The sequence below is a fragment of the Bacillus cereus group sp. BfR-BA-01382 genome, assembly GCF_022663475.1.
Classification (GTDB): domain Bacteria; phylum Bacillota; class Bacilli; order Bacillales; family Bacillaceae_G; genus Bacillus_A; species Bacillus_A thuringiensis_S.
In genome coordinates this window covers 44,521-67,419 of sequence record NZ_JAKUFQ010000013.1, presented here as the reverse complement: position 1 = coordinate 67,419, position 22,899 = coordinate 44,521, and the positions used below count along the sequence as shown (strand labels likewise).

Sequence of the window (22,899 nt, the reverse complement as noted above, 5' to 3'; positions counted from 1 at the left end):
TTTATTGGGCGCTTTTAATAAGCGCTCTTTTATTTTGAGCTTAGTTGATGTTTATATTAAAAAACGATTCTTAATAGAATCGTTTTTCCTGATTTATAACAAAAATATGCTTATTTTTAAAAATTATTATTGATTCAAGATATCAATTGTCGCAGAATCAAGTAAATTCCTTCCTTGTTGTGCAAGCGTATTTCCATTAGAGTAGTCACTATGTATGTTGGTAAAATGAAAACTTCACTTCACTACCTCAAATTTATTATACTCGTAAAAAGATAATTGAAAACGATATTCCGGATGCTCTCTCACCCAATCGTAGGCTTCTTCTAAAATTTCCATTTTGTTTTGCAAGTCATTAAGTTCACTACATTTGTCCTTTTTCTGTTTGCACAGAGGGCAGAATCCATTTACTATGTCGGCACTTGTCGCCCTAATAGTTTTACTTTTTAAGTCAACTACTAAACGAAGAAGAAGAGAATGCTCAGCTTTTGTAGTCACCGTCATTTCAGCAACCCCATCCTCATTCCAAAAGACACCGTTTAATTCCATCTGTACGGTGACGTCTTTAATATCCAAGTCTATCACTATCACACCTCCCTTGTATAAAACTCATATTTTACTCTTCGATTTTAATCTTTAATACACCACGCTTTAAAGATATATTAAGCTTTTTCCAATTCTTCTTCTTTGCTATGAAAGGAAGTATAATTACTGCTGATAGCGTGGTAAATATTATCCCCAAAACTACAACTGTTACAATGTTAAAGATTGCTTCCATTTAACTGTATCCTCTTTCATTTCTATGGGCTCTAATTTTATGAATGTATTTAAAAATTCTTACCGCCCCTTAATTTTCAAAGCAATTATAATGGCCCAATCACAACAAATCAATTCCTATTTAATATGAATACTTTATTCATCCATCAATATAATGATGTTAAATTTATGTAGCTAGAAATAAAGGAGAATGTCATTTAACCTCTACATTCTCCTCCATCTCAGCCAAATACCTAATCTGCCGTTCTGCTTTTCGCACTGCCGTACGAAAATGTTTTTTCAGCAGTTCTACTGTATTTTCACTTATATAATATCTTTCCGTAATACTTTCCCACGTGTCACTACTTTCAAATGTACTCCATTCAAAAGAGCGTTCTGTATTTTTCTTTAGTTCTTTAAACACCCATTTTCGCATCTTTTTTTTCGCTTTTTCCGTTAGTTTCCCGTCCTTTACAAGTTCCAGTTCGCCATGTCTTTTGTACCGTTTATGAATATCTCTCTCGCTATATACTTTAAGAAGTATATTTGCTGTATTCTCAGCATCTGCTAGAGCTCGGTGCTGTTTCCCTTCCCATGTTAAACCGAGCTGTTCTACTGCAAATTGTAAACTTGGCGTATGTTCAAATAATTCTTCATACGCTTGGAAAACAAATTTTTGCAAATCAATTCTATTTTCTTTTTCTATACTTGGGCATTCAACACCATGTAATGCACAATCATGAGATAGAAAGCGATAATCTTCTTTTCCCCATGAAACAAATATACAATCTTCGCCGATGAACTGAATAAATTTCTCTACAATTTGAGGGAATTTTTCTACACCAATTAAATCTTCCTTTGTAATTCCAGTCAATTTTGTCGTATGACGAGTTAATCGTGCACTTGGTTTTACTAACTCCGAAAACTCTTCAATTATCTTCATTGTACCTATTTTTATTTTTACAGCTCCGATATCAACTATTTCTGACGGATCTTCTGATTTATACGGTCTGAAATTCCTCTCAATATCAAACACAATGAAATGTGTAGCGTTTTTCAATTTATTTACCTCTTTCTAAATTCCTTTTCACACAAACACTCTATTTTCAGTATTTATTTATTCATGTACTTTATACAAAAATACTCCGAATAAATAAATGAAAATTCAGTCTCGTTATGATATGTAAGTAGGAGGACATCTATAAAAATGCAAAAAAAAGAAGGGCGAGCCCTTCTTTTTTCAAAAATTACTTCTTGTTTACGTTAGTAGCTTGAGGTCCACGGTTACCTTGTTCTACTTCGAAAGTAACTTCTTGACCTTCTTCTAAAGTTTTGAAGCCTTCGCCTTGGATAGCTGAGAAATGAACGAATACGTCTTCTCCGCCTTCAACTTCGATGAAACCGAAACCTTTTTCTGAGTTAAACCATTTTACTTTACCGTTTTGCATGAAAAAAATCCTCCTACAATGTACCTATATGTACATATTCATTTTCAACCACCTTACAATAATAAGCCAGATATTAAAAAACTGCAACCCCTGAGGAGATTTAACATTGCTATCCTCCTCGGAAGTTACAGCTCATTTAAATCTCTATATTATTAAAAGTAAAATGGTTTAAATACACTATATCATATCAATATAATAAAAGTAAAGTTTTTTTCTTAAATTATTTTTTGTTCCCACTGCATTGCTTTTAATTCGCCTGATCCGGCTACTACATAACCATCTTTTTGATTAACAATGCGCCATCCGTGCCCTTTAACTGAATCACATACTGTAACAATACCTTCGTCAAGAAGCACACGGCACACACTACTAATACCCGCCTTATTTTGTGTTGAAGTTGTATATAAAACATGTTGATCTACACTTAAGTCTAAATAACTACTTGCTTTCTGCTCACTTTGACATGTATGCCAATATATTTTTTCACTCGCAATACTTTCATCTATTTTACAATAAGAAATATTCCCGCTAACTCCCTTGCACGATCCACTTGCCGCTACTAAATAAGAATTGTGTAAAGTCAACGCGGAGATCATTTGATTCATCGCAATTTTAATCCTCTTTAATTTACGTGTCTTCAAATCAAAGAGCCAAACACCACCATATTTAGCATGTATTTTCGTACCAATAAATAAGTAATGCTTATATAAAAATAACGATCGAATAGACGGTGCCGCACTGCCATACTCAAGAAACGGATGAATAGTCTCCCATGTCGAACCGAAATTATTAGAAAGATACAGCGTTTTTTCTCCATGAGCAATGACAGTTCCTTGTACATTGCTACATACATTCCAACTCGTTGCTTTTGTTGGAAAACGCTGAATTGTCCAGTTCTCTCCACCATTCATACTACGAATAAAAATCCCTTCGTCACCTACACCATAAACTACATTATCTTCGCTATGTAAATCCCTAATTCGTTTTTGAAAACCATTTAAAATTCGTTTCCATTCTCCGTCTTGTTCAATAAATAAGCCATTATATGTAGTAGCTAACAACAGTTTTCCATCTCTTAACTTTGCAATAGCAGTTGCACTTAACATTGTCTCCACGTTGACACTCCCATTCTTAGAACTTCTCAGCAAATGCAATTGCAAAATTACTGCATTTTTCAACATCCTCTTCATCTTCTGGAGCTAATTCAATTTTCAGCCCTTCTTGTACAAGCTCTGCACCGCGTTCTACAAGACGTTCTTCAAATATCGTTACCGCTTCACAAAATAGTTCATACGCCGTATCACCTGATCCGAATACCGCTACCTTTTTCCCAGCTAAATCTATATTTTCTAAGTCCTCATGAAAATCTTCCGCTTCAAATGGTAATTCACCATCGCCCCACGTATAAGATCCTAAAATGATTCCATCATAAGCTAATAATTCTTCAGCATCCATGCCTTCCATTTCTTGCAATACTACTTCATGATCAAAAGCATCTAAACTAACTTTAATTAAATCAGCAATACTCTCTGTATTTCCTGACATACTTGCATAAGCTATTAAAATTTTTGCCACTTTGGCATCCCCCTCTAACAATAAATGATTCTCATTCTCATTATATTAATAATGAGAATCAATTTCAATTGATTTTTTCTACTTTTATTTATATTACTTATTTCAAATAAAGTGAAACTTTAATGAGTGGGAGTTTTGTTCATCCCCCACTCATTATTAGTTGAACCAATCGGACTTTTACGGGCAGCAGGGCCCTCACCTAACTTCTTTGCTTCCACTGAATTTTGAGGTGGGGGGTCTTACTGCCCGGCAAATAGCGGGATAAATAAAAAAGCACAGATGACTATACAATCATCTGTGCTTTTTTATTACTTTTTAAAAATACCAAAAGGCTTTCCTACTGGTAAAACAACTTTTCCAAAGTGTGTATTTAACACTGCTGCTGCTGAACCGTAGAAAGATAATAATGAAATAAGAAGTTCAGAATATGCTGCTAAATTATGCATTGCGTGCGGCATAACACCTAAAGTACTTAATGAAAGACCAATAAATAAGAAATCAATAAGGACAAAGATCATAAATAATACTTTATGTGTTTCCATTGCACCAATCGTCATAAAGATTGTGAAAATCAAATATCCGATAAAGGCTACACCAAGCTGTTTTGAATCTGCAGCTTGTGCTAATTTTTCGCCAAATACTCCAAGTTGAATTAACCAAGTCATTCCAACACCTAACCAAAATAGGCCGTACGCACCAAATGCTGTCGTACCGAATGTATTGTTATGCTTTGCATCGTGAATGCAAGCAAAGATTTGTGCAAATCCTCCTAAAAAGATTGCCCATGGTAATACAAGTGAAACGCCATCTGTTAAGCCTAACTTTTGAGATGATGCTACAAGTGTTACCATTGCTAATCCAAATAGACCAATTCCAGATGGATCCGCTGTTGTCATTTTCACATGATGTGTAGTAGTTTGATTGCTCATATAAACCTCCTGATTATAAACATACTCGAATACAATACTTAAATCAGAAGCCTATGTCAATGGTTTTTTTTGTATGTTGTCAGACGTTATATTTTATAATGATTAAATATATTTCCGACCACTTCATAAGGTTTTATATTCACTTTTTCCAACTCGTTTATCGGTAGCCATAACGGAATATAACTTCCTCTACCTTCCCGCTGAAATTCCTCAGCTGTTCCACTTCCGAACACTCCGCCTGTAATATAGGCACCATAATAATATTCATTTCCTTTATATTTTACCTTTGCAATAAGGTGCTCCACTTTTATATGTAGCCCTAATTCTTCATATACCTCTCTTTTCGTTGCCTCTTCAGGCGTTTCACCTTCCTCAACCCCTCCGCCAGGAAAAACATAATATGTTTCCTCTTCTCGAATACGTTTTATAAGAGCAATTTTCCCTTCCTGTACAATGATAGCCGCCCCGCGATTTCTTATCATTTTATTTCCTCAATACGAATCGCGACTGTTCCCCACTCTTTTTCTTGTTCTTTCGTATATATTTTGTATGTACTTTCTAACATTTCCTCTAAACTATCATTCTCACAATCCAATAATTTTTTATCAATTTGTTCATACATAGATTTAAAGCTCTCGTATCGCTTTATTTCCGTTACTTTTACCGTCATCATTTCTGTCGTCGTAAGATTCGTAAATACGATTTCATCGCCTTTGTTTATTAGTTGACGTTTTTTATCGTATAGGCGTACTTCATATACTTTTTTTCCTGATTGAATTGACTGAAACGGTTTATTATATAAACCCATTTCGTATCGCATACATCCCACTCCCTTTTTTTCATTTCACCTATTAATACAGTTCACATTACTACATCTTGCATATAATATTCCATACGTATCGCTTAATTGAGAAAGGAGGCTGAAGAAGCATGTTATATTTAAATCAAAAACCTGAATATAATAAATATGATATTGGTGATTATACTTATAGTAAAGTAGGGCCAACCATTTTTTCTTGGAACGATGAAACAAAATTAAAAATAGGTAAGTTTTGTTCATTAGCAGAAGAAGTCGTTTTCATACTCGGCGGTGAACATCGCGCAGACTGGATAACAACTTATCCATTTAATGCACTTTTTGATGAAGGAGCACATATTACTGGTCACCCTTCTTCAAAAGGTGATATCGTAGTCGGCAATGATGTATGGATCGGTTATCAATCCTGCATTTTATCTGGTGTTACAATTGGTAACGGGGCCATTATCGGCGCCAGAAGCGTTGTTACAAAAAACGTACCCCCGTATGCAATTGTAGCTGGTAATCCTGCAAAATTTGTTCGATATCGTTTCCCACAAGAAACGATTGACAAACTAGAGAATCTCGCATGGTGGGACTGGGACATTTCTGTTATAAAAGGAGCCATTCCATTACTACTCTCCGACAAAACCGACGAATTTTTCACCTCACCCGAAAATGAATCTATATGATTAAAACAGAAAGAGCATCCAATTATTTTTCAGGATGCTCTTTCTGTTTTTATTTTTTATGTCCATGCAAATGATTACACGGAGAACATTGAAATGGAATTTTATCTAAGCAATTAAAGTTTGTTTCACAAATTTGTTCAATCGTTGGAACAAATGGAATGACAACTATGTTACTTTCTACTATTTGTGTAACAGGTGGCAATACTGTGCCTACTTGATGTTCAAAACGAATACTCGCTTGATTTATATAATTTCCTGAGCCATTTGGCGCGCTCTGTACTGCTACTTGGAACGAAACTGTCCTTGCTTCACCAGGATTTAAAATTCCGATAAGAAACCCTACTGCCGGGCTTACATTCGGCACTGGCCTATTATCAACCGTTACACTTCCAGGAACAAATCGAACACTACTATCTAACATATCTTGAAAACGAATATTTTGCATTACAGTATCACCCGTATTTGTGATGACTGTCGTAAACGTAATGACATCTCCAATTGTTGCTGCCTGTAAATCTGCCGTTTTTACGACTGTCGTTGAGACATTTTGAGGAATAAACGGGATAACAACTGTATTACTATCACCTTCAACTACTACTGGCGGCTCATTCGGATTTACAGTTGCGAGCCCATTCGCTGTAGCGGTATTTGTAACTAAATTATTTACTTGCCCTCCTGTTATTACAACTTGGAAATTAATAATTGCTGCATCATTTGGCTGAAAATCACCTAACGGAATACCAGTATTCGGATTAGCAAATGGAAGAGGTACATCATTTACCGTTACCGTACCATTTATAAATAGCGTATTCGGATCAATGATATCTGTTAACACAATATTGGTCACAGGAACTGTACTATCATTTATAACAGCGATTCCGTAAGTGACAACATCCCCTATCATTGCTACTTCAAAGTTTGCTCCTTTTGCAACAAATAAGATTGCAGTATTTACCGTTACAATAACTGTATTGCTCGTGTCCATCACTGTAACTGGCGGCTCTCCTGGTACTAAAATATATTCTGCTAACGCTCCAGCAACGTTTACTACTGTTCCACCATCCGGAAAACTTGTAATCGTAGCTTCATATGTTACAAGTGCCGTCTCACCAACTGGTATATCAGGTATCGTAAATCCAATCTGCGGATTTAACCCCGGTTGCGGAACCCCATTTATCGTTACACTATTTGGAATGAAATCAGCTTCCTGAGATAGCACATCGATAAATTGAACATTCATTGCATCAGCAGTACCAGTATTTAATATACGAACAGTATACGTTACCGTTTCTCCTACACCAACAACTGAATGGTCTACTTCTTTTAGCATATCTAAGCTGCCTCTATTTACCGGCGTAACCGTCGTATTACTTGAATTTGTAATTGTAGACGGAGGTTCTCCTGGAATCAATTCGAAATCTCCCGTTACTCTTGCTGTATTCATAATGCTACTAGAAGGCGGAACTGCGATTACATTTACTTCAAATGTAATTAATACACTATCCCCTACTGCAAGATCAGGCAATGCAAAGCCTACAAATGGATCTAAACCTACTTGCGGAACCCCATTTATTTGTACACTTCCAGGAACGAATTCTAAACTAGGTGATGGAACATCGATAAACTGAACATTCGTTGCTGTTACCGTTCCCGTATTTGTAACTTGCACACTATACGTTAACGTATCTCCTAATCGTGTCGCTTCTTTATTTATAGATTTTATAACGCTGAATCGTCCTCTATTCACTCTAGTTATCGTCGTATTACTCGGCTCTGTTACTACAACTGGTAGTTCTCCTGGCACTAAAGTAAAGCTTCCTGTTATATTTGCAACGTTCGTAATTGTTCCTGATGACGGGATGTTTGTAACTGTCGCTTGAAACGTCACTATGACTGTTTCACCTACCGGTATATCTCCAACTCCAAATCCAGTAATTGGATTTAAGTTTGGTTGCGAGGCTCCATTTATCGTTACACTATTTGGTACAAATGACGCCCCTGCTGAAATGGTATCAACAAACTGAACAGCATTAGCTGTTACTGTTCCTGTATTCGTTATTTGAACCGTATACGTTAATATATCTCCAACGAGAGTAGCAACCCTATTTACTTGTTTAATAACATTAAATTGCCCTCTATTTACAGTTGTAAGTGTTGTATTGCTCGGCTCTGTTACTATAACTGGTGGTTCTCCTGGTACTAATACAAAACTTCCAGTTACATTTGCCGTATTGGCAATTGTTCCGTTTGATGGCGCACTAACAACGGTTACTTGGAAGGTGACTTCTACACTTTCACCTGGATTTATATCTGGAAGCGGGAATCCGTTATTCGGATTGAATCCAGGTTGTAACACACCATCTATCGTTACACTGTTCGGCACGAATGCTATAGAGGAAGGTAATACATCACTATATTGAACATTCGTTGCTGGCACTGTTCCTGTATTTTGAACTACTGTTGTATATGTGATTGTATCGCCTACTGCAACAACCGGCTGACTCACTGATTTTAAAACATTCAAACCAGGCTCATTGATTTCTGTTAATGTCGTATTACTTGTCGTTGTTTCCGTAATAGGCGGTTCTGTTTCACTTACAGCAAATGTAGCTGTAACGTCTACAAAATTAACAATCGTTCCACCTTCTGGTATGCTTGTAACCACTTCCTGATATGTGACAAGTACAAAATCATCGACAGGTATATCTGGAACTGTAAAACCAATGAAAGGATCTAATCCTGGTGCTGGTACCCCGTTTATGCTCACACTTCCTGGTACAAATGCTACACCCGCGGAAGTAGTATCGATAAATTGAACATTCGTCGCTGGCACTGTTCCGAAATTAAAAATCAATACATCATACGTTAATATTTCTCCTACCGTCGCTACTTCTTTATCTACTAGTTTCAATGGAAAAATAAACGCTATATTAATTGTCGTAACGACTAAATTTGTTAATATCGTTTCCGTAATCGGTGGTTCCTGCGGATTTGGTTGTGAAGTAAATGTAACATCTGCATCATTTAATATGACTTCATTATCTGGAATTTCTGTAATCGTCACTTGGAATGTGACCTCAATACTTCCACCAGCGATTAATAATGGAGTAACTGTAAATCCTATTTCTGGATTTAAACCAAGTTGCTGCACTCCACCTATCGTTACACTATTGTCAACAAACGTCGTTCCTTCTGGTATGACATCTTGGAAGAACACATCTGTAACAGGGATAATTCCTACGTTTGAAATGAGCACAGTATACGTTAATACATCCCCAACGGCCCCAGTTGCAACATCAACTGTTTTTGTTGCTGTTACTTCACCAGGAGGAGGTAACGGTATTGTAACTACCGTTGTATTACTTGAATTCGTGGTTGTTACAGGTGGTTGTAAAGGATTTAATAAGAAAGTGGCTGTAGCAGATGCTGTATTTAATACTGCTCCACGTGTAGACGGTGCAACTACCGTAACTTGGAACGTTACTGTCAATGATGTTCCAGCAGCAATATTAGGAAGCGGGAAACCAACATTTGGGTCAAATCCAGGTTGTAGCGTTCCATTTATCGTTACACTGTTTGCTACAAATGTTGTTTCTAAAGCAATTGGATCAAGGAAAGAGACATTCGTTGCTGTTACTGTACCGTTATTCCGAATGACAACAGAATACGTGTAAGTTTCTCCAAGTGCTGCTTGTTGTACAGATGAAGATTTTTGTATATTTAACTGTGCTGTGTTTACTTGCGTCACAACAAAATTACTATTTGTAACAGTCGTTATTGGAGGGTTTGCTGGATTTATAAGAAAACTTGCAGTAACGTTCGATTGGTTTCTTATATTTCCACCGCTCGGAACACTCGTCACTGTAACTTGAAACGTAATCGTAGCCGTTTGCCCGACCGGAATATTTGGTACCGGGAAACCTAGCATAGGATCCGCACCTTGCTGAACAACTCCATTTATCGTCACACTATTTGTTACAAACGCAGTACCAGACGGAATTGGATCTTGAAAAACAATATTTGTTGCAGGAACAGTTCCTGTATTTTGAATAAGAATCGTATACGTTAACGTATCTCCTACACCGGCTTGTGGTGTATTTACACTCTTCATTACATTAAGTGATCCTACATTCACTCGCGTCACAACAATATTACTAATCGTTACAATTGTAATTGGTGGCTGGAGAGGACTTACTTGGAAATCAGCAGTTACATTCGCATTATTCGGAAGAACTCTATTTGGTGGTACACTCGTGATTGCCACTTGAAAAGTGACCGTCACCATACCTCCTACTGGAATATTAGCAAGTGGAAATCCAATTGTCGGGTTTAAACCTGGTTGAGGTGTCCCGTTTATTGTTACACTATTCGCTACAAAAGTGGTTCCAACTGGAATCGGATCAAGGAATGATACATTTGTCGCTGTCACCGTTCCACTATTTTGTATACGAACTGTATACGTTAACGTATCTCCTACACCGGCTTCAGTAGCACTTACACTTTTCATTACATTTAACCCTGAAGAATTCACAATCGTCATAACAGTATTACTTGGTACTGTTACAGTAATCGGTGGCTCTGTTGGATTTACAAGGAAATCTCCAGTTACATTCGCATTATTTACGACATTATTCCCTTGGGGAATTTCATCAATTAATACTTCAAACGTAACAATAACACTCGCGCCAGTAGGCAAATCATTTAATTGGAATCCAAGTTCTGGATCTGCCCCTTCTTGTAAAACACCATTCACAACTACACTATTTTCAATAAATAATGTCCCTTGTGGAATTGAATCTTGGAAAAATACATTTGTAGCTGGTACACTACCTGCATTTATAACTTCGATTGTATATACTAAAATATCCCCTACAGTTGCAACAGCCGTATTCACTGATTTCACAACTTCAAAGTTCCCTGTTTGTACTGTCGTATTCACAACATTACTCGGAACATTGATGGTTACTGGTGGTTCACTCGGATTCACTTGAAAACTTGCTGTTACATTTGCTTGATTTAAAATATCTTCATTTTCTGGATCCTGTACAATTAATACGTCAAATGTGACTACAACTGTTTGAGCCGCAGGAATATTCGGAAGAGAAAATCCTGTATTCGGATTCAATCCACTTTGCGATACTCCATTAATTGTTACAGAATTTGCAACAAATGAAACAGCAGAAGAAATAGGGTCTTGGAAAAATACATTTGTTAACGGAACGTTTCCTGTATTTTGGACGGCAATTGTGTATGTTAAAGTATCCCCTACCGCCGCTTGCGTTGTATTCACTTCTTTTATTACATTTAAACCGCCTGTATTAACTTGTGTCACAACTGTATTCGTTTGTCTATTAATTGTTATCGGTGACTGATTCGGAATAACGACGAAATTAGCAGACACATTTCCGCGATTCGCAATCGTACCTCCCGATGGTGTAGATGTAACTCGTACTCGAAATGTAACAGTCCTACTTCCGCCAGGAGATATATTAGCTACTGTAAACCCAGTTGCTGGATTTGCCCCAGGTTGTGAAACCCCGTCCACAGTCACACTATTTGCGATAAATGTCGTTCCAATTGGGGTCGGATCTTGAAAAATAACGTTCGTCGCAAGTACATTTCCTGTATTTTCAATTGTAACAGTGTACGTAAGAACATCATTTACCGTCGCAAAAGCTCTATCCACTGTTTTTCTCGTTCTTATATCAGCTATGTTAACGGTCGTAACTACAGTGTTACTTGTCGCTTGCCCTGAAACTGGTTGTTGACCAGGCACTGGAGTAAAGGTAAATGTAGCACTTGCACGATTGGGAATTGGATTGACAAGAGGATTAGATGTTACTCGAACTTGAAAGCGCACTATAGTCGTTTGCGAAGCATTAATACTTCCAAGATTTATACTACTTGCTGGATTCGCTCCTGGGCGTGCTACTCCATTCACTGTAACGCTATTTGGAACAAATGTTGTTCCAGCAGGTATACTATCAACAAAAATAACATTGTTTGCAGTAACGTTCCCATTATTTGTGACATTAACTGTGTACGTTAATACATCATTAAGCGTTGCCGTCTGTAAATCTACAGATTTTTGCATACTTATAGTCGCTTGATTCACTGTCGTTTGTACTGTGTTTGAAGAAGACGTACTTGTAATAGGAGGACTACTAACGAAAGGACGGAATTGATATGACACCATTGCACGATTTAAAATAGGATTTGGGTTCGGAAACGATGTTATTCGTACTTGAAATGTAACAATTCTTTGCGTGTTATTTGGGATTGTGCCTAAATTAATTCCATTAGCAGGGTTCGCATTCGGCTGTGTTACTCCACCTACTGTTACACTACCTGTAACAAACGTCGTTCCGTTCGGAATACTGTCTTGTAATATAACATTTTCTGCACTTCCTGTACCTGTATTAGGAACTGTAATTGTGTAGGTAAGAATATCTCCAACTCCTGCAACTGTTCTATTGACCGATTTAACAGGATTAATAATTGGCCCCGTTGCATCAATTTGAACCCCAAAACCAGCTGCAGCGTATCCATCTCCATTAGTAACGAATCGAACCGTTGCTGATGTTTGATTGTTTACTAAAGATGAGGAGGCATCTACATTTGTAATATCCCACCCCTGTCTTCGGACGGCCAAAGCTATCCCTAACGGCTGATTCAAATCTCCAAACGTGCCACTCGTATCTAAATTTCCACTGTCATTACAAATTTGTGACTGAAAAAAATTATTCGCAGGATTTCTCGGTCCGAATAATGCAACTGTAGCATTTGCATTCGGTCCAAAGCGAAGTTGATCTCCAACAATGTTAGAATCACCTTCTTGAGCAGTTACGAGCACTCGTCCTGTTACAGCTCCTGTAGCTGGAGTAGCAAATCCTGAAATAGTGGCATCAACTGGTGGTGATGAAGCATCAATAATTTCTTGACCTGCATATACTGACAAATTTCGAAGTGGTAAATTGGCATTTTGATACACAACCTCAAGCGTCCATCCAGCTGAACGACTGATTGTTGGGTCGGCTGAAGTTCTTGCAGCTGGCACAGCACCCGTTGTATATGTTCCTGCTCCACCTGCACTAACAAGATTCGTTACATTGGCAGAGCGAGCATAATAAAACTGGTTTCCTACTGAACCTTGCTGCGCGGTAACAGGATCTGGCGTAACAGAAAACGTCCCTGCTGGCGTTGTAAATGTAATGTTATCATTTAAAAATGATAACACATCTTCCGTATCAGTCCGGAACGTACCAGCCCAAACTAATTCTGCATATAACACACTGCTTCCCGCTGGAAGATTTAAAATTGCACTTGAAGAATTCAATTCCCATTCATCTGTTGTCCCTGCTGGGAATCCTGGTACTTGCAATGCTGTATTTACTGTCGTAAACACAGCAAGTGTACCAAAAATATTACCTGGTGCAGGTGATGTAGGACTAAGTCCCAGTGTATTCCCAGTGAACGTGACGGCACCAGGTACTGTTGTCGTAAAACGATTTATAAAAGGCACACAATCATCTCATTTCATTTATAGTAAAAAGTGCTCTATACTATAAAATGTAGACAACCTATGGGATGTACGTTGTCCAACAAAATTCCGCACATATGAGAGGAGTTTATAAAACTATGCGCTATGTTATTATAACAGGAACTTCACAAGGTTTAGGGGAAGCTATTGCCACGCAATTATTAGAAAAAAATACAACTGTCATCTCTATTTCTAGAAGAGAAAATAAAGAGCTTACTAAACTTGCAGAACAATATAACAGCAATTGCATTTTTCATTCCCTAGATCTTCAAGATGTACATAACTTAGAAACTAACTTTAAAGAGATCATTTCATCTATTAGAAAAGAAAATGTATCCTCTATTCATTTAATTAATAATGCGGGTACAGTTGCACCTATGAAGCCAATTGAAAAAGCTGAAAGCGAACAATTCATTACGAACGTTCACATTAATTTACTTGCACCTATGATTCTTACATCTACGTTTATGAAGCATACGAAAGGCTGGAAAGTAGATAAACGCGTTATTAACATTTCATCTGGTGCAGGAAAAAATCCTTACTTTGGCTGGGGCGCTTATTGCACAACGAAAGCTGGTGTAAATATGTTTACACAGTGCGTAGCAACTGAAGAAGTAGAAAAAGAATATCCAGTAAAAATCGTCGCTTTTGCACCTGGTGTTGTTGATACAAATATGCAATCACAAATTCGTGAAACAAATAAAGAAGATTTTATAAATTTGGACCGCTTCATTGCATTAAAAGAAGAAGGAAAACTATTATCACCTGAATATGTTGCGAAAGCTATTCGTAACTTACTAGAAACTGAGGACTTCCCTCAAGGCGAGGTTATTAGGATTGATGAATAATAAAAAGGCGTGCTATTTTAGCACACCTTTTTGTTCTACTTCTCTAAAAATATAAGCACAGACTCCGCAATTTGCTCATAACCGATTTCTTGATAAATTTTATTAGATGTCGGATTCGCTAGATCAGTATATAACGTAGTCGTCTTGTACCCTTCATCTAACATACATTGACTAAGTGCCGCTACACAATTAGATGCGTATCCCTTTTTCCTTGCTTCTTTCGGCGTATATACAAAATTAACTGTTATATTATTTTTAGTTGGTCTCGTTTTTGCAGCTACAGAAACGAGTTTCCTATCCACTTCCAAACCAAACAGTCGATTTGTAGTTATTAATGTATGCGCAGTTTGTTTTGCTTCTTCTTTCGTAGTAGGAAGCTTTACATCTTCACAAAATTGATATATCCACTGTTCTATTAATGGTAATTCATCATTATTTACTGCCCGGAAAAGTCCGTTCGCATTACACCTCTTCTTTACTTTGTTCAGCTCATACACACCTTGCTCCATTGCAACATTCGTTTTCTTATTTTCTAATACCGCAATCTCTTCCGCTAATTTCTGTACAATTTTCTTATTACCGATCAATCCAGGAATATCCGGGTATACTTTCGTTAACTCTTTTGCAAGTTCCTCAATAGCTACTCCTGCAATTTCAGAAGTTGCAACAATGATTTGTTTCTTCTCTTCTGTTTGCAGAAATACAACGGCAATTTCTTCTCCTTGTTTCGCTATCCCCATAAATATCGGTTCTTGGACCATTTGTAATACACCTAATATGAGATTGTTTTCCTGCTCATTCTTTTCTAGAAATGTTGTAACATCTTCTTTAAAATGAAAAATCTCTTCATATACATATAATTGAATCATCGACAATCTCTTCTCTCTATTTATAGTTTCATAAAGTATTGGCGATTAATTCACTAAATTCCTCTTTTACGATTCAACAATATTCAAAGTTAATGAATTCAAATTCGTTTCAGCTTGTAAAATTCTTTGTTTTTCCCTTTCAAATACCTCTTCTTCATTTTGAAATGACTCTTTTCGATTTTTAATCATGCGCTCCATTTCTTTTTTACTCGGTCCACCGTATACATTTCTTTTTTGAATAAAAGCTTCTGGCGATATAATTTCTTTCCACTCTTTTTCTAATAAATTTATTTTAAAATGTTCTTGCAAATACATATTTACATCTTTGAAGTGTAATTCATGTAGTTCTTTTTTCTGCTCCAATGACATATTTGCAATAGCACTTGCTGCATGATGAGCATGCCGAAATGGAATGTCATAATTTTTTGTTAAAACATCTGCGAAATCAGTTATCGTAATTGCATGTTTATAGGAACGACTTTTCAACGTTTCTTCTTCTACTTTCATCGTTCGAACAACTGCATTCATCATACAAAAAACACGAATGGTCTTTTCAATTCCTTTATATAAATACGGCTGCAAGTCATCTTCCGTATCGACAATATCACCAAATGGCGTATTATGGATCATTTGAAATACTGTAAATGCTTCTCCTAAAGCACCACTCGTAATTGCACGAGCGTGTTCAATTGAAACTGGATTTCGTTTTTGCGGCATTATACTACTGATTTGTACATATGGCTTTGCAACAGTAATACCGTCATATTCTTTCGTTGCTAACAACAAAAAGTCATGAATCCATCTACTCGTGTTCGTCATCATTACCATAAGTAGCGAGCTAACTTCCAATAAATAATCCGCCCCGGCAACAGCATCATATGAGTTCTCAATTACATTTGTAAATCCAAGTAGATGAGCAACTCGTTCTCGTTTAATCGGGAAACTTGTTGTAGAGAGTGCAGCCGCCCCCATTGGAGACTGATTTAAAAGTTGGTACGTTTTTTTCATTCGTTCTAAATCTCTTTGCATCGTATCATAAATTGCTAAAGTATAATGACCAAATGTTGTTGGCTGTGCTGGTTGTGTATGTGTATAAGCTGGCATAATCGTTTCCTTGTGATTATCGGCAAGTTGTAATATACTTTCTTGCAATAACAAATGATGCTCCATTAACCGTAGTACATATCGCCTTAAACTCATGCGATACATCGTTACACCCATATCATTTCTACTCCTACCAATATGCATATTACTTACAAAATCGCATTTCGCTTCTTGAGAAATTAAATGTTCGACTAAAAAAAAGAGGTCTTCATGCTGCTCTGTATATACCAATTTATCTTTTGGTATTCGCTCTACTTTTCTAAGTGCGTTTAATATAACTTTAGCTTCTTCTATTTTCATTAAACTTTCTTCAGTCAACATCGTAATATGTGCTTTATGCACTTGAAACATATCTTTCAATAAGTAATTTCGTTGAAAATCAAATACATGTTGTAATACACAATCCACATATGTTTTTCCAGGGAAATCAGCGCCTTCACTCTTTATAAACTCTTCCTTACTCTGTTTCATCACCTTTTCCCCTCTCACCTAAGTATTACTACCCATCATACCCAGAGATAGAAAAAAAGTGCTTGTACATAAAAATAAACTCGGTGCTCTCTGCACCGAGTTTATTTAATAAAAGTCGCATCATACTTATCACTTTGCAACACTTGGAAATGTAAGTTTGCTAAATGTTTCCGTATTTCTGCACTATCGTCTTCATTTAAATTATTCGCTAAAAACACAATTTCTGTACAGTTTCCACGTTTATCCATAGCGTAAACTGCTTTTGTCACCGTCCATGGTGTGTAACCATTCTTTTGCCCAGCATGTCTAAATGTTTTACGGTATTTCTTGGCACTCATGTCTGTTTCAACGATATTTGCCCATACTTTTTCTTCAGCCTCTGTCAAGCCGCCTTTATGGTTTGCTTTTTGAAGTAATACCATATAATCATTTGCGGAAGCTGCTGGTAATCTATCTGACCAAATTTTGTCGTAACGTTCCTCTAAATAAAGCGGAATTTCCTTCTGTAATAATGGTCCCTTCTTCTTTAAGCGTTCATGAATATTCATCGCATATTCACGATATTGCTCTTGAGACATTTCTTTTAACTTTTTTTCTATTTTATATTTTGGAACATGCAATTCTTTATGCAAATATCCCGGGATATATAAAGATGAAACGATTGGAAATAGTGGTTGATGTGCAGGAAGTGATAAACTTTGTAAATTCCGATTAATGTTATCTAATCCTAACAATTCCATTAAGTATTCAGCATTCGCATTCGAACTAAACTTAACCATTCCTTTTGCCACTTCTTCTAAAGAAACCGCTCCTTCAGTTATCTTGCCTGTCTTCTCCAAATACTTTTGCCATCTATCTTGTGCACCTCCATCTGTATTCGGAACATAATAACGATTCACATCATTAATCGAAACTAAACTAGACGAATCAATTTTCCCTTCAGTAACTTGTTTCGTATATTCAAGCGCCACAATTAATTTCATCGTACTAGCGACTGGCAATACAACATTGGGATTTACAGAATAAACAACTTTATCATTTCTCTTTACTAGAAGTGCACTATTTTTTTCATCTTTATGTTCTTCAATAAAAGATGCAATATACTGTGCATCATCATTATTTGAACTCCATACTTTTTTCACTAAAAAGTTACCCGATATTAGCAAAACGAAAATACCCACAATTACTGCGCATACTATAGTTTTTTTCAAGTAAAATTCCTCTCCTATTGTGTAACTCTTCTCTATTTATCATTAAAAAACAAATTAATGGAGATGGTCATTTAAATAACCATCTCCATTATTTTAACTTGTATGCTCCCATTATGTCTACGTCATAAATTTCACAAAATCCTCAAGAAACTTTTTATAATGTAACGACCAACCAATTCGCACCCAATTTTTTAATGCTTTTGCATCAGGTTGAGGCCGAAAATCAGCAATACTCTCTCCTTTTGCAATTCCAACTGTATCTACATCGACACGACGATATACATAGTCTAAAAGGGATGGATTTGCCGCAACCATCATTGTAACGACGTCATGTACTGGGCTTCCTTTTATTTTCGGATTTAACTTTCTATAAGCTTTATAATAATACGTAAATATCGGCTCGATTAACTTATTAAAACTCGTTTTAGAGTGTTTCGTAATATATTTTACCATTTCCGGCGTAATAATTGCTTCAGATGTAACGTTAAGTGGTACTAATGTCACATTTTTAGCATTTTGCATAACTAATTGCGACGCAATCGGATCACCATGAAAATTCGCCTCTGCGACTGGTGTTACATTGCCAGGCATTAAGAAAGCACCGCCCATTATATAATATTCTTTCACATACTTCATCATCGGCTTTTCTAAAATAAATGCCGTCGCTAGTGTTGTTGATCTACCAGCATCGACTATTATTAATTCCCCTTTATATTTTTCAAGAAGATCAAAAAATGCACAAAAAGGCTTTATATTTGGCAAAAAAGTTTTTGGAGGTTTAATTGGCCCTAAACCGTCTGCCCCATGAATTTCTGGATAATACGTTGTAACATCTCCGGATAAAGGAATTTTCGCACCATTAATAACAGGTATATCTTCCCGTCCTGCCATTTGCAATAAATATGCGGCATTACTTGTCGCCTTTTCTTGTGTTACATTTCCATATCCCGTTACTACCCCAACAATATCAATATCAGGATGCAACAATCCATACATAATTGCTAAAGAGTCATCAATGCCTGGGTCTCCTAAAAATAACACTTTTTTCATCGACCTCAACTCCATCCCCTCAGTTGTTATTAATTTATGAATAAACGTGGATATACAGAATAAAAAAGAACAAATTCATACGAAAAAACGCAGTCCTATAAGGACTACGTTCTTCAGCTAACCTATACTGTTTTTTTTACAGCACTCATACTTCCAATAACATAAGCGATAAACGCAAAACAAATTGGGAAGACAACTGTATGTATACCGAACGGATTTGGATAGAAAAGATGAATACACATATATGAACCTACTCCAACGAAAATGGAAGCAAGCGCTCCTGTAGCATTTCCTTTCCTCCAATATAACCCTAATACGATTGGCCAAATGAATGCTGCTTCTAATCCACCGAAAGAAAATAAATTTAGCCATATTAAAAAATCTGGTGGTTTAATCGCCGCTGCATAAACGAGTAGTCCTACAATACCAGTAATCCACAAACTTCCTTTTTTTATCGTACTGTCTGCTGCATCTTTCTTTATGTAATTTACGTATATATCTTTAATAATTGACGAGCTTACAAGTAATAATAAAGAGTTTACTGTAGACATAATCGCTGCCATTGGTGCGGCTAAGAAAACTCCAGCTAACCACGGTGGCAACACTTCCATCGCAAGTAGCGGCATTACTTTATCTGGTACCGTTATACCTGGAAGTACTACTCTTGCAAATACACCTGTTAAATGCATACCGATCATAATTGTACCAACGACAACTGTTCCAATTATTAAAGCTTGGTGCATAGCTTTTGAATTTTTATAAGACATGGCACGCACGCTAATTTGCGGTAAACCTACAACGCCAATTCCAATTAAAATCCAAAATGATGTAACATATGATTTCGTTAAACTGCCATCTGCTCCGAATGGTGTAATTAAATTTGGATTAATTTGAACAAGTTCCTGCATAATCTTTTCAATTCCACCACCAGCAATGACAGTAGCAATTAAAATGATTGTCGTTCCAACTAACATAATGATTCCTAATAATGTATCTGATAGCGCGACTGCACGAAATCCACCAATTAATACGTACACAAGTACAGAAAAAGTAAATAAAAATAGTGCTGTTGTATACGATAGACCCGTTAGTGACTCAATTAATCGTCCACCGCCGACCCACTGGGCTACTGTCGCCGAAAATAAAAAGATAATAATACATAACGCAGAGAGTATAACAACTGCTTTATTATTGTATCTCCCTTTTAAATAATCGATAAGAGTAATTGCTTCCATCTTCCTAGCGATAATTGCAAACTTTTTACCGATAACCGTTAAAACGATATACCCTGTTACAACTTGAATCGCAGATAACAGTACCCATCCAAGCCCCATATTGTAAGCAATACCAGGGCCACCAATAAAGCTACTTGCACTACCGTACGTAGCAATCATTGTCATCGCTAATAATAAACCGCCTAGCTCACGCCCACCTAGAAAATATTCTTGTAAAAATTTATTATGAGCAGTTGCTTGCACGCGTCTTGAAGCATATACACCAATTAAAAATACAACGATAAACGAAATTATCATTGGAATGATTACATACCAATTCATCTATTATTCCTCACTTTTTTCTTCCTCATCGAGTGAAATATCTTGAAATACAAAACGAACAACTAAACTAAGTAAAATAACCATAACGATAAATCCAACGATACAGCTATAAAAAAACCATGTGGGAAAACCGAATACATATGTATATTCACTCGGATTTTTACTACCAAGCCCATAAGCGAATCCGTACCATATTATAAAATTAATAATAGCAAGTCCAAGACCAATTAACGCTTCTCTATGGGCTATTCGAAAGCGTGGATCATCATGATAATCTTTCATTTTTCCCCCTCCTCTCACGATGTATTATTGTACCATTGTTCTTCTAGTTTTTCCTACTAGAAAGCAAAAACAAGCAGGATTTTTTACAATCATATAGAAGGTTCTGTTACATTACATATTTTTTACAATTGTAACACAAATGAAATTTGAATTTTCAGTATTTATTAATTATGATTTTAATTAGAGGCTTTCCATCTAGTTTCCACATCCTTGATTTCGGAATAAGCGCCGTCTCGTACTGCGTTTACATTATATTTTCAAGGGGGTTATACAATGAGTCAACTAGCTGTAAATCTTCATGAAAAGGTAGAAAATTTTCTTCAAGGTACAAAAAAGTTATATGTGAATGGATCTTTCATTGAAAGCGCTTCCGGAAAAACATTTAAAACACCTAACCCAGCAACTGGTGAAACACTTGCCGTCGTTTCTGAAGCTGGTCGTGAAGATATTCATAAAGCTGTAGTCGCAGCTCGTATGGCTTTTGACGAAGGTCCTTGGTCTCGTATGAGCACTGCTGAGCGAAGCCGTCTCATGTACAAGTTAGCTGATTTAATGGAAGAACATAAAGAAGAGCTTGCACAGCTCGAAACATTAGATAACGGAAAGCCAATCCGTGAAACAATGGCAGCAGACATACCACTTGCAATTGAGCATATGCGCTATTACGCTGGCTGGGCTACGAAAATCGTTGGTCAAACAATTCCTGTTTCCGGTGATTACTTTAACTATACACGCCATGAAGCTGTTGGTGTCGTTGGTCAAATTATCCCTTGGAACTTCCCGCTTCTTATGGCAATGTGGAAAATGGGAGCAGCGCTTGCTACAGGATGTACAATCGTTTTAAAACCTGCAGAACAAACTCCACTATCTGCTCTATACTTAGCTGAATTAATTGAAGAAGCTGGATTCCCGAAAGGTGTTATTAATATCGTACCTGGATTCGGTGAATCAGCTGGACAAGCTCTCGTTAATCATCCACTCGTTGATAAAATTGCATTTACCGGTTCTACTCCTGTCGGTAAACAAATTATGCGACAAGCATCCGAATCATTAAAACGCGTTACACTTGAGTTAGGCGGTAAATCACCAAATATCATCTTGCCAGATGCTGATTTATCTCGCGCGATTCCTGGTGCACTTTCTGGTGTTATGTTTAACCAAGGACAAGTATGCTCTGCTGGATCACGCTTATTTGTTCCGAAGAAAATGTATGATAATGTCATGGCTGATCTCGTCCTTTATTCTAAAAAATTAAATCAAGGCGCTGGTCTAAGTCCAGAAACTACAATCGGTCCTCTCGTTTCCGAAGAACAACAAAAACGTGTAATGGGCTTCATTGAAAAAGGGATTGAAGAAGGCGCTGAAGTACTTTGCGGAGGAAATAATCCATTCGATCAAGGCTACTTCGTTTCTCCTACAGTATTCGCTGACGTAAATGACGAAATGACGATCGCAAAAGAAGAAATTTTCGGTCCAGTTATTTCTGCAATACCGTTTAACGATATTGATGAAGTAATTGAACGTGCGAATAAATCTCAATTTGGCTTAGCTGCTGGTGTATGGACAGAAAATGTTAAAACTGCACACTATGTTGCAAGTAAAGTACGTGCAGGTACAGTATGGGTAAACTGTTATAACGTCTTTGATGCAGCATCTCCATTTGGAGGATTTAAACAATCTGGTCTCGGCCGTGAAATGGGATCTTACGCATTAAATAACTATACAGAAGTGAAGAGCGTTTGGCTTAACTTAAATTAATGAGAAAGAACCTGACT

The 22,899-nt window shown here is 36.8% G+C and carries 19 protein-coding genes; 3 read left to right on the top strand and 16 right to left on the bottom strand.

All coding sequences use genetic code 11. The annotated features are described in order from the left end of the window. Nucleotides 1-234: 234 nt before the first annotated feature. The 9 genes from MR160_RS08420 to MR160_RS08380 form a co-directional block, all read right to left on the bottom strand. On the bottom strand, nucleotides 235-582 hold the full coding sequence (locus MR160_RS08420) for a hypothetical protein (RefSeq protein WP_000566111.1): 348 nt from the start codon (nucleotides 580-582) through the stop codon (nucleotides 235-237). 31 nt (nucleotides 583-613) lie between these two features. Next, nucleotides 614-775 (bottom strand): hypothetical protein, encoded by a 162-nt coding sequence (locus MR160_RS08415; RefSeq protein ID WP_000387294.1) that lies wholly within the window; start codon nucleotides 773-775, stop codon nucleotides 614-616. A 192-nt stretch (nucleotides 776-967) separates the two neighbouring features. Further along, a complete protein-coding gene (locus MR160_RS08410) occupies nucleotides 968-1,813 on the bottom strand; it encodes an exonuclease (protein ID WP_000786425.1) in 846 nt (281 codons plus the stop codon). A 187-nt stretch (nucleotides 1,814-2,000) separates the two neighbouring features. After that, on the bottom strand, nucleotides 2,001-2,201 hold the full coding sequence (gene cspB / locus MR160_RS08405) for a cold shock-like protein CspB (protein ID WP_001179150.1): 201 nt from the start codon (nucleotides 2,199-2,201) through the stop codon (nucleotides 2,001-2,003). Between the two features lie 215 nt (nucleotides 2,202-2,416). Beyond that, a complete protein-coding gene (locus tag MR160_RS08400; RefSeq protein WP_000449483.1) occupies nucleotides 2,417-3,316 on the bottom strand; it encodes a WD40/YVTN/BNR-like repeat-containing protein in 900 nt (299 codons plus the stop codon). A gap of 16 nt (nucleotides 3,317-3,332) precedes the next feature. Then, a complete protein-coding gene (locus MR160_RS08395) occupies nucleotides 3,333-3,776 on the bottom strand; it encodes a flavodoxin (RefSeq protein ID WP_001062758.1) in 444 nt (147 codons plus the stop codon). Nucleotides 3,777-4,084: 308 nt separating this feature from the next. Further along, entirely contained in the window at nucleotides 4,085-4,705 is a 621-nt protein-coding gene (locus MR160_RS08390) for an acetate uptake transporter (RefSeq protein ID WP_000070938.1), read from the bottom strand. Between the two features lie 86 nt (nucleotides 4,706-4,791). After that, on the bottom strand, nucleotides 4,792-5,187 hold the full coding sequence (locus MR160_RS08385) for an NUDIX hydrolase (protein ID WP_000620834.1): 396 nt from the start codon (nucleotides 5,185-5,187) through the stop codon (nucleotides 4,792-4,794). Continuing rightward, entirely contained in the window at nucleotides 5,184-5,525 is a 342-nt protein-coding gene (locus tag MR160_RS08380) for an ASCH domain-containing protein (protein WP_001268365.1), read from the bottom strand. Before MR160_RS08380 ends, MR160_RS08385 begins: the two co-directional genes overlap by 4 nt. Nucleotides 5,526-5,635: 110 nt before the next feature. Between MR160_RS08380 and MR160_RS08375 the strand changes: the two genes are divergently transcribed. Further along, entirely contained in the window at nucleotides 5,636-6,193 is a 558-nt protein-coding gene (locus MR160_RS08375) for a CatB-related O-acetyltransferase (RefSeq protein ID WP_000966311.1), read from the top strand. Between the two features lie 49 nt (nucleotides 6,194-6,242). Here the strand turns inward: MR160_RS08375 and MR160_RS08370 are convergent, their stop codons facing one another. Further along, complete coding sequence (locus MR160_RS08370) at nucleotides 6,243-13,715, bottom strand: DUF7507 domain-containing protein (RefSeq protein ID WP_081143775.1); 7,473 nt, start codon at nucleotides 13,713-13,715, stop codon at nucleotides 6,243-6,245. A gap of 116 nt (nucleotides 13,716-13,831) precedes the next feature. Between MR160_RS08370 and MR160_RS08365 the strand changes: the two genes are divergently transcribed. Beyond that, on the top strand, nucleotides 13,832-14,581 hold the full coding sequence (locus tag MR160_RS08365) for a (S)-benzoin forming benzil reductase (RefSeq protein WP_001271058.1): 750 nt from the start codon (nucleotides 13,832-13,834) through the stop codon (nucleotides 14,579-14,581). A gap of 35 nt (nucleotides 14,582-14,616) precedes the next feature. Here MR160_RS08365 and MR160_RS08360 read toward each other — a convergent pair whose 3' ends face one another. The 6 genes from MR160_RS08360 to MR160_RS08335 all read right to left on the bottom strand — a co-directional run bounded on the left by MR160_RS08360 (nucleotide 14,617) and on the right by MR160_RS08335 (nucleotide 21,124). Further along, on the bottom strand, nucleotides 14,617-15,450 hold the full coding sequence (locus MR160_RS08360) for a GNAT family N-acetyltransferase (protein WP_000615511.1): 834 nt from the start codon (nucleotides 15,448-15,450) through the stop codon (nucleotides 14,617-14,619). A gap of 66 nt (nucleotides 15,451-15,516) precedes the next feature. Then, complete coding sequence (argH, locus tag MR160_RS08355) at nucleotides 15,517-17,025, bottom strand: argininosuccinate lyase (protein WP_014895313.1); 1,509 nt, start codon at nucleotides 17,023-17,025, stop codon at nucleotides 15,517-15,519. Nucleotides 17,026-17,126: 101 nt separating this feature from the next. Then, nucleotides 17,127-18,236 carry a serine hydrolase gene (locus MR160_RS08350; protein ID WP_081143774.1) on the bottom strand — a complete coding sequence of 370 codons (1,110 nt, stop codon included), beginning with the start codon at nucleotides 18,234-18,236 and terminating at the stop codon, nucleotides 17,127-17,129. Between the two features lie 117 nt (nucleotides 18,237-18,353). Continuing rightward, a complete protein-coding gene (locus MR160_RS08345) occupies nucleotides 18,354-19,286 on the bottom strand; it encodes a nucleoside hydrolase (RefSeq protein ID WP_000756464.1) in 933 nt (310 codons plus the stop codon). A 122-nt stretch (nucleotides 19,287-19,408) separates the two neighbouring features. Further along, nucleotides 19,409-20,842: a sodium/pantothenate symporter gene (gene panF / locus MR160_RS08340; protein WP_001104822.1), complete on the bottom strand. Its 1,434-nt coding sequence runs from the start codon at nucleotides 20,840-20,842 to the stop codon at nucleotides 19,409-19,411. Nucleotides 20,843-20,845: 3 nt separating this feature from the next. Then, the gene (locus tag MR160_RS08335; protein ID WP_000656243.1) at nucleotides 20,846-21,124 is read right to left on the bottom strand and encodes a YhdT family protein; all 279 of its coding nucleotides are present in this window, start codon (nucleotides 21,122-21,124) and stop codon (nucleotides 20,846-20,848) included. 273 nt (nucleotides 21,125-21,397) lie between these two features. On the opposite strand from MR160_RS08335, the gene dhaS reads away from it, so the two are divergent. Then, entirely contained in the window at nucleotides 21,398-22,882 is a 1,485-nt protein-coding gene (dhaS, locus tag MR160_RS08330) for an aldehyde dehydrogenase DhaS (RefSeq protein ID WP_000080306.1), read from the top strand. Nucleotides 22,883-22,899: the final 17 nt, after the last annotated feature.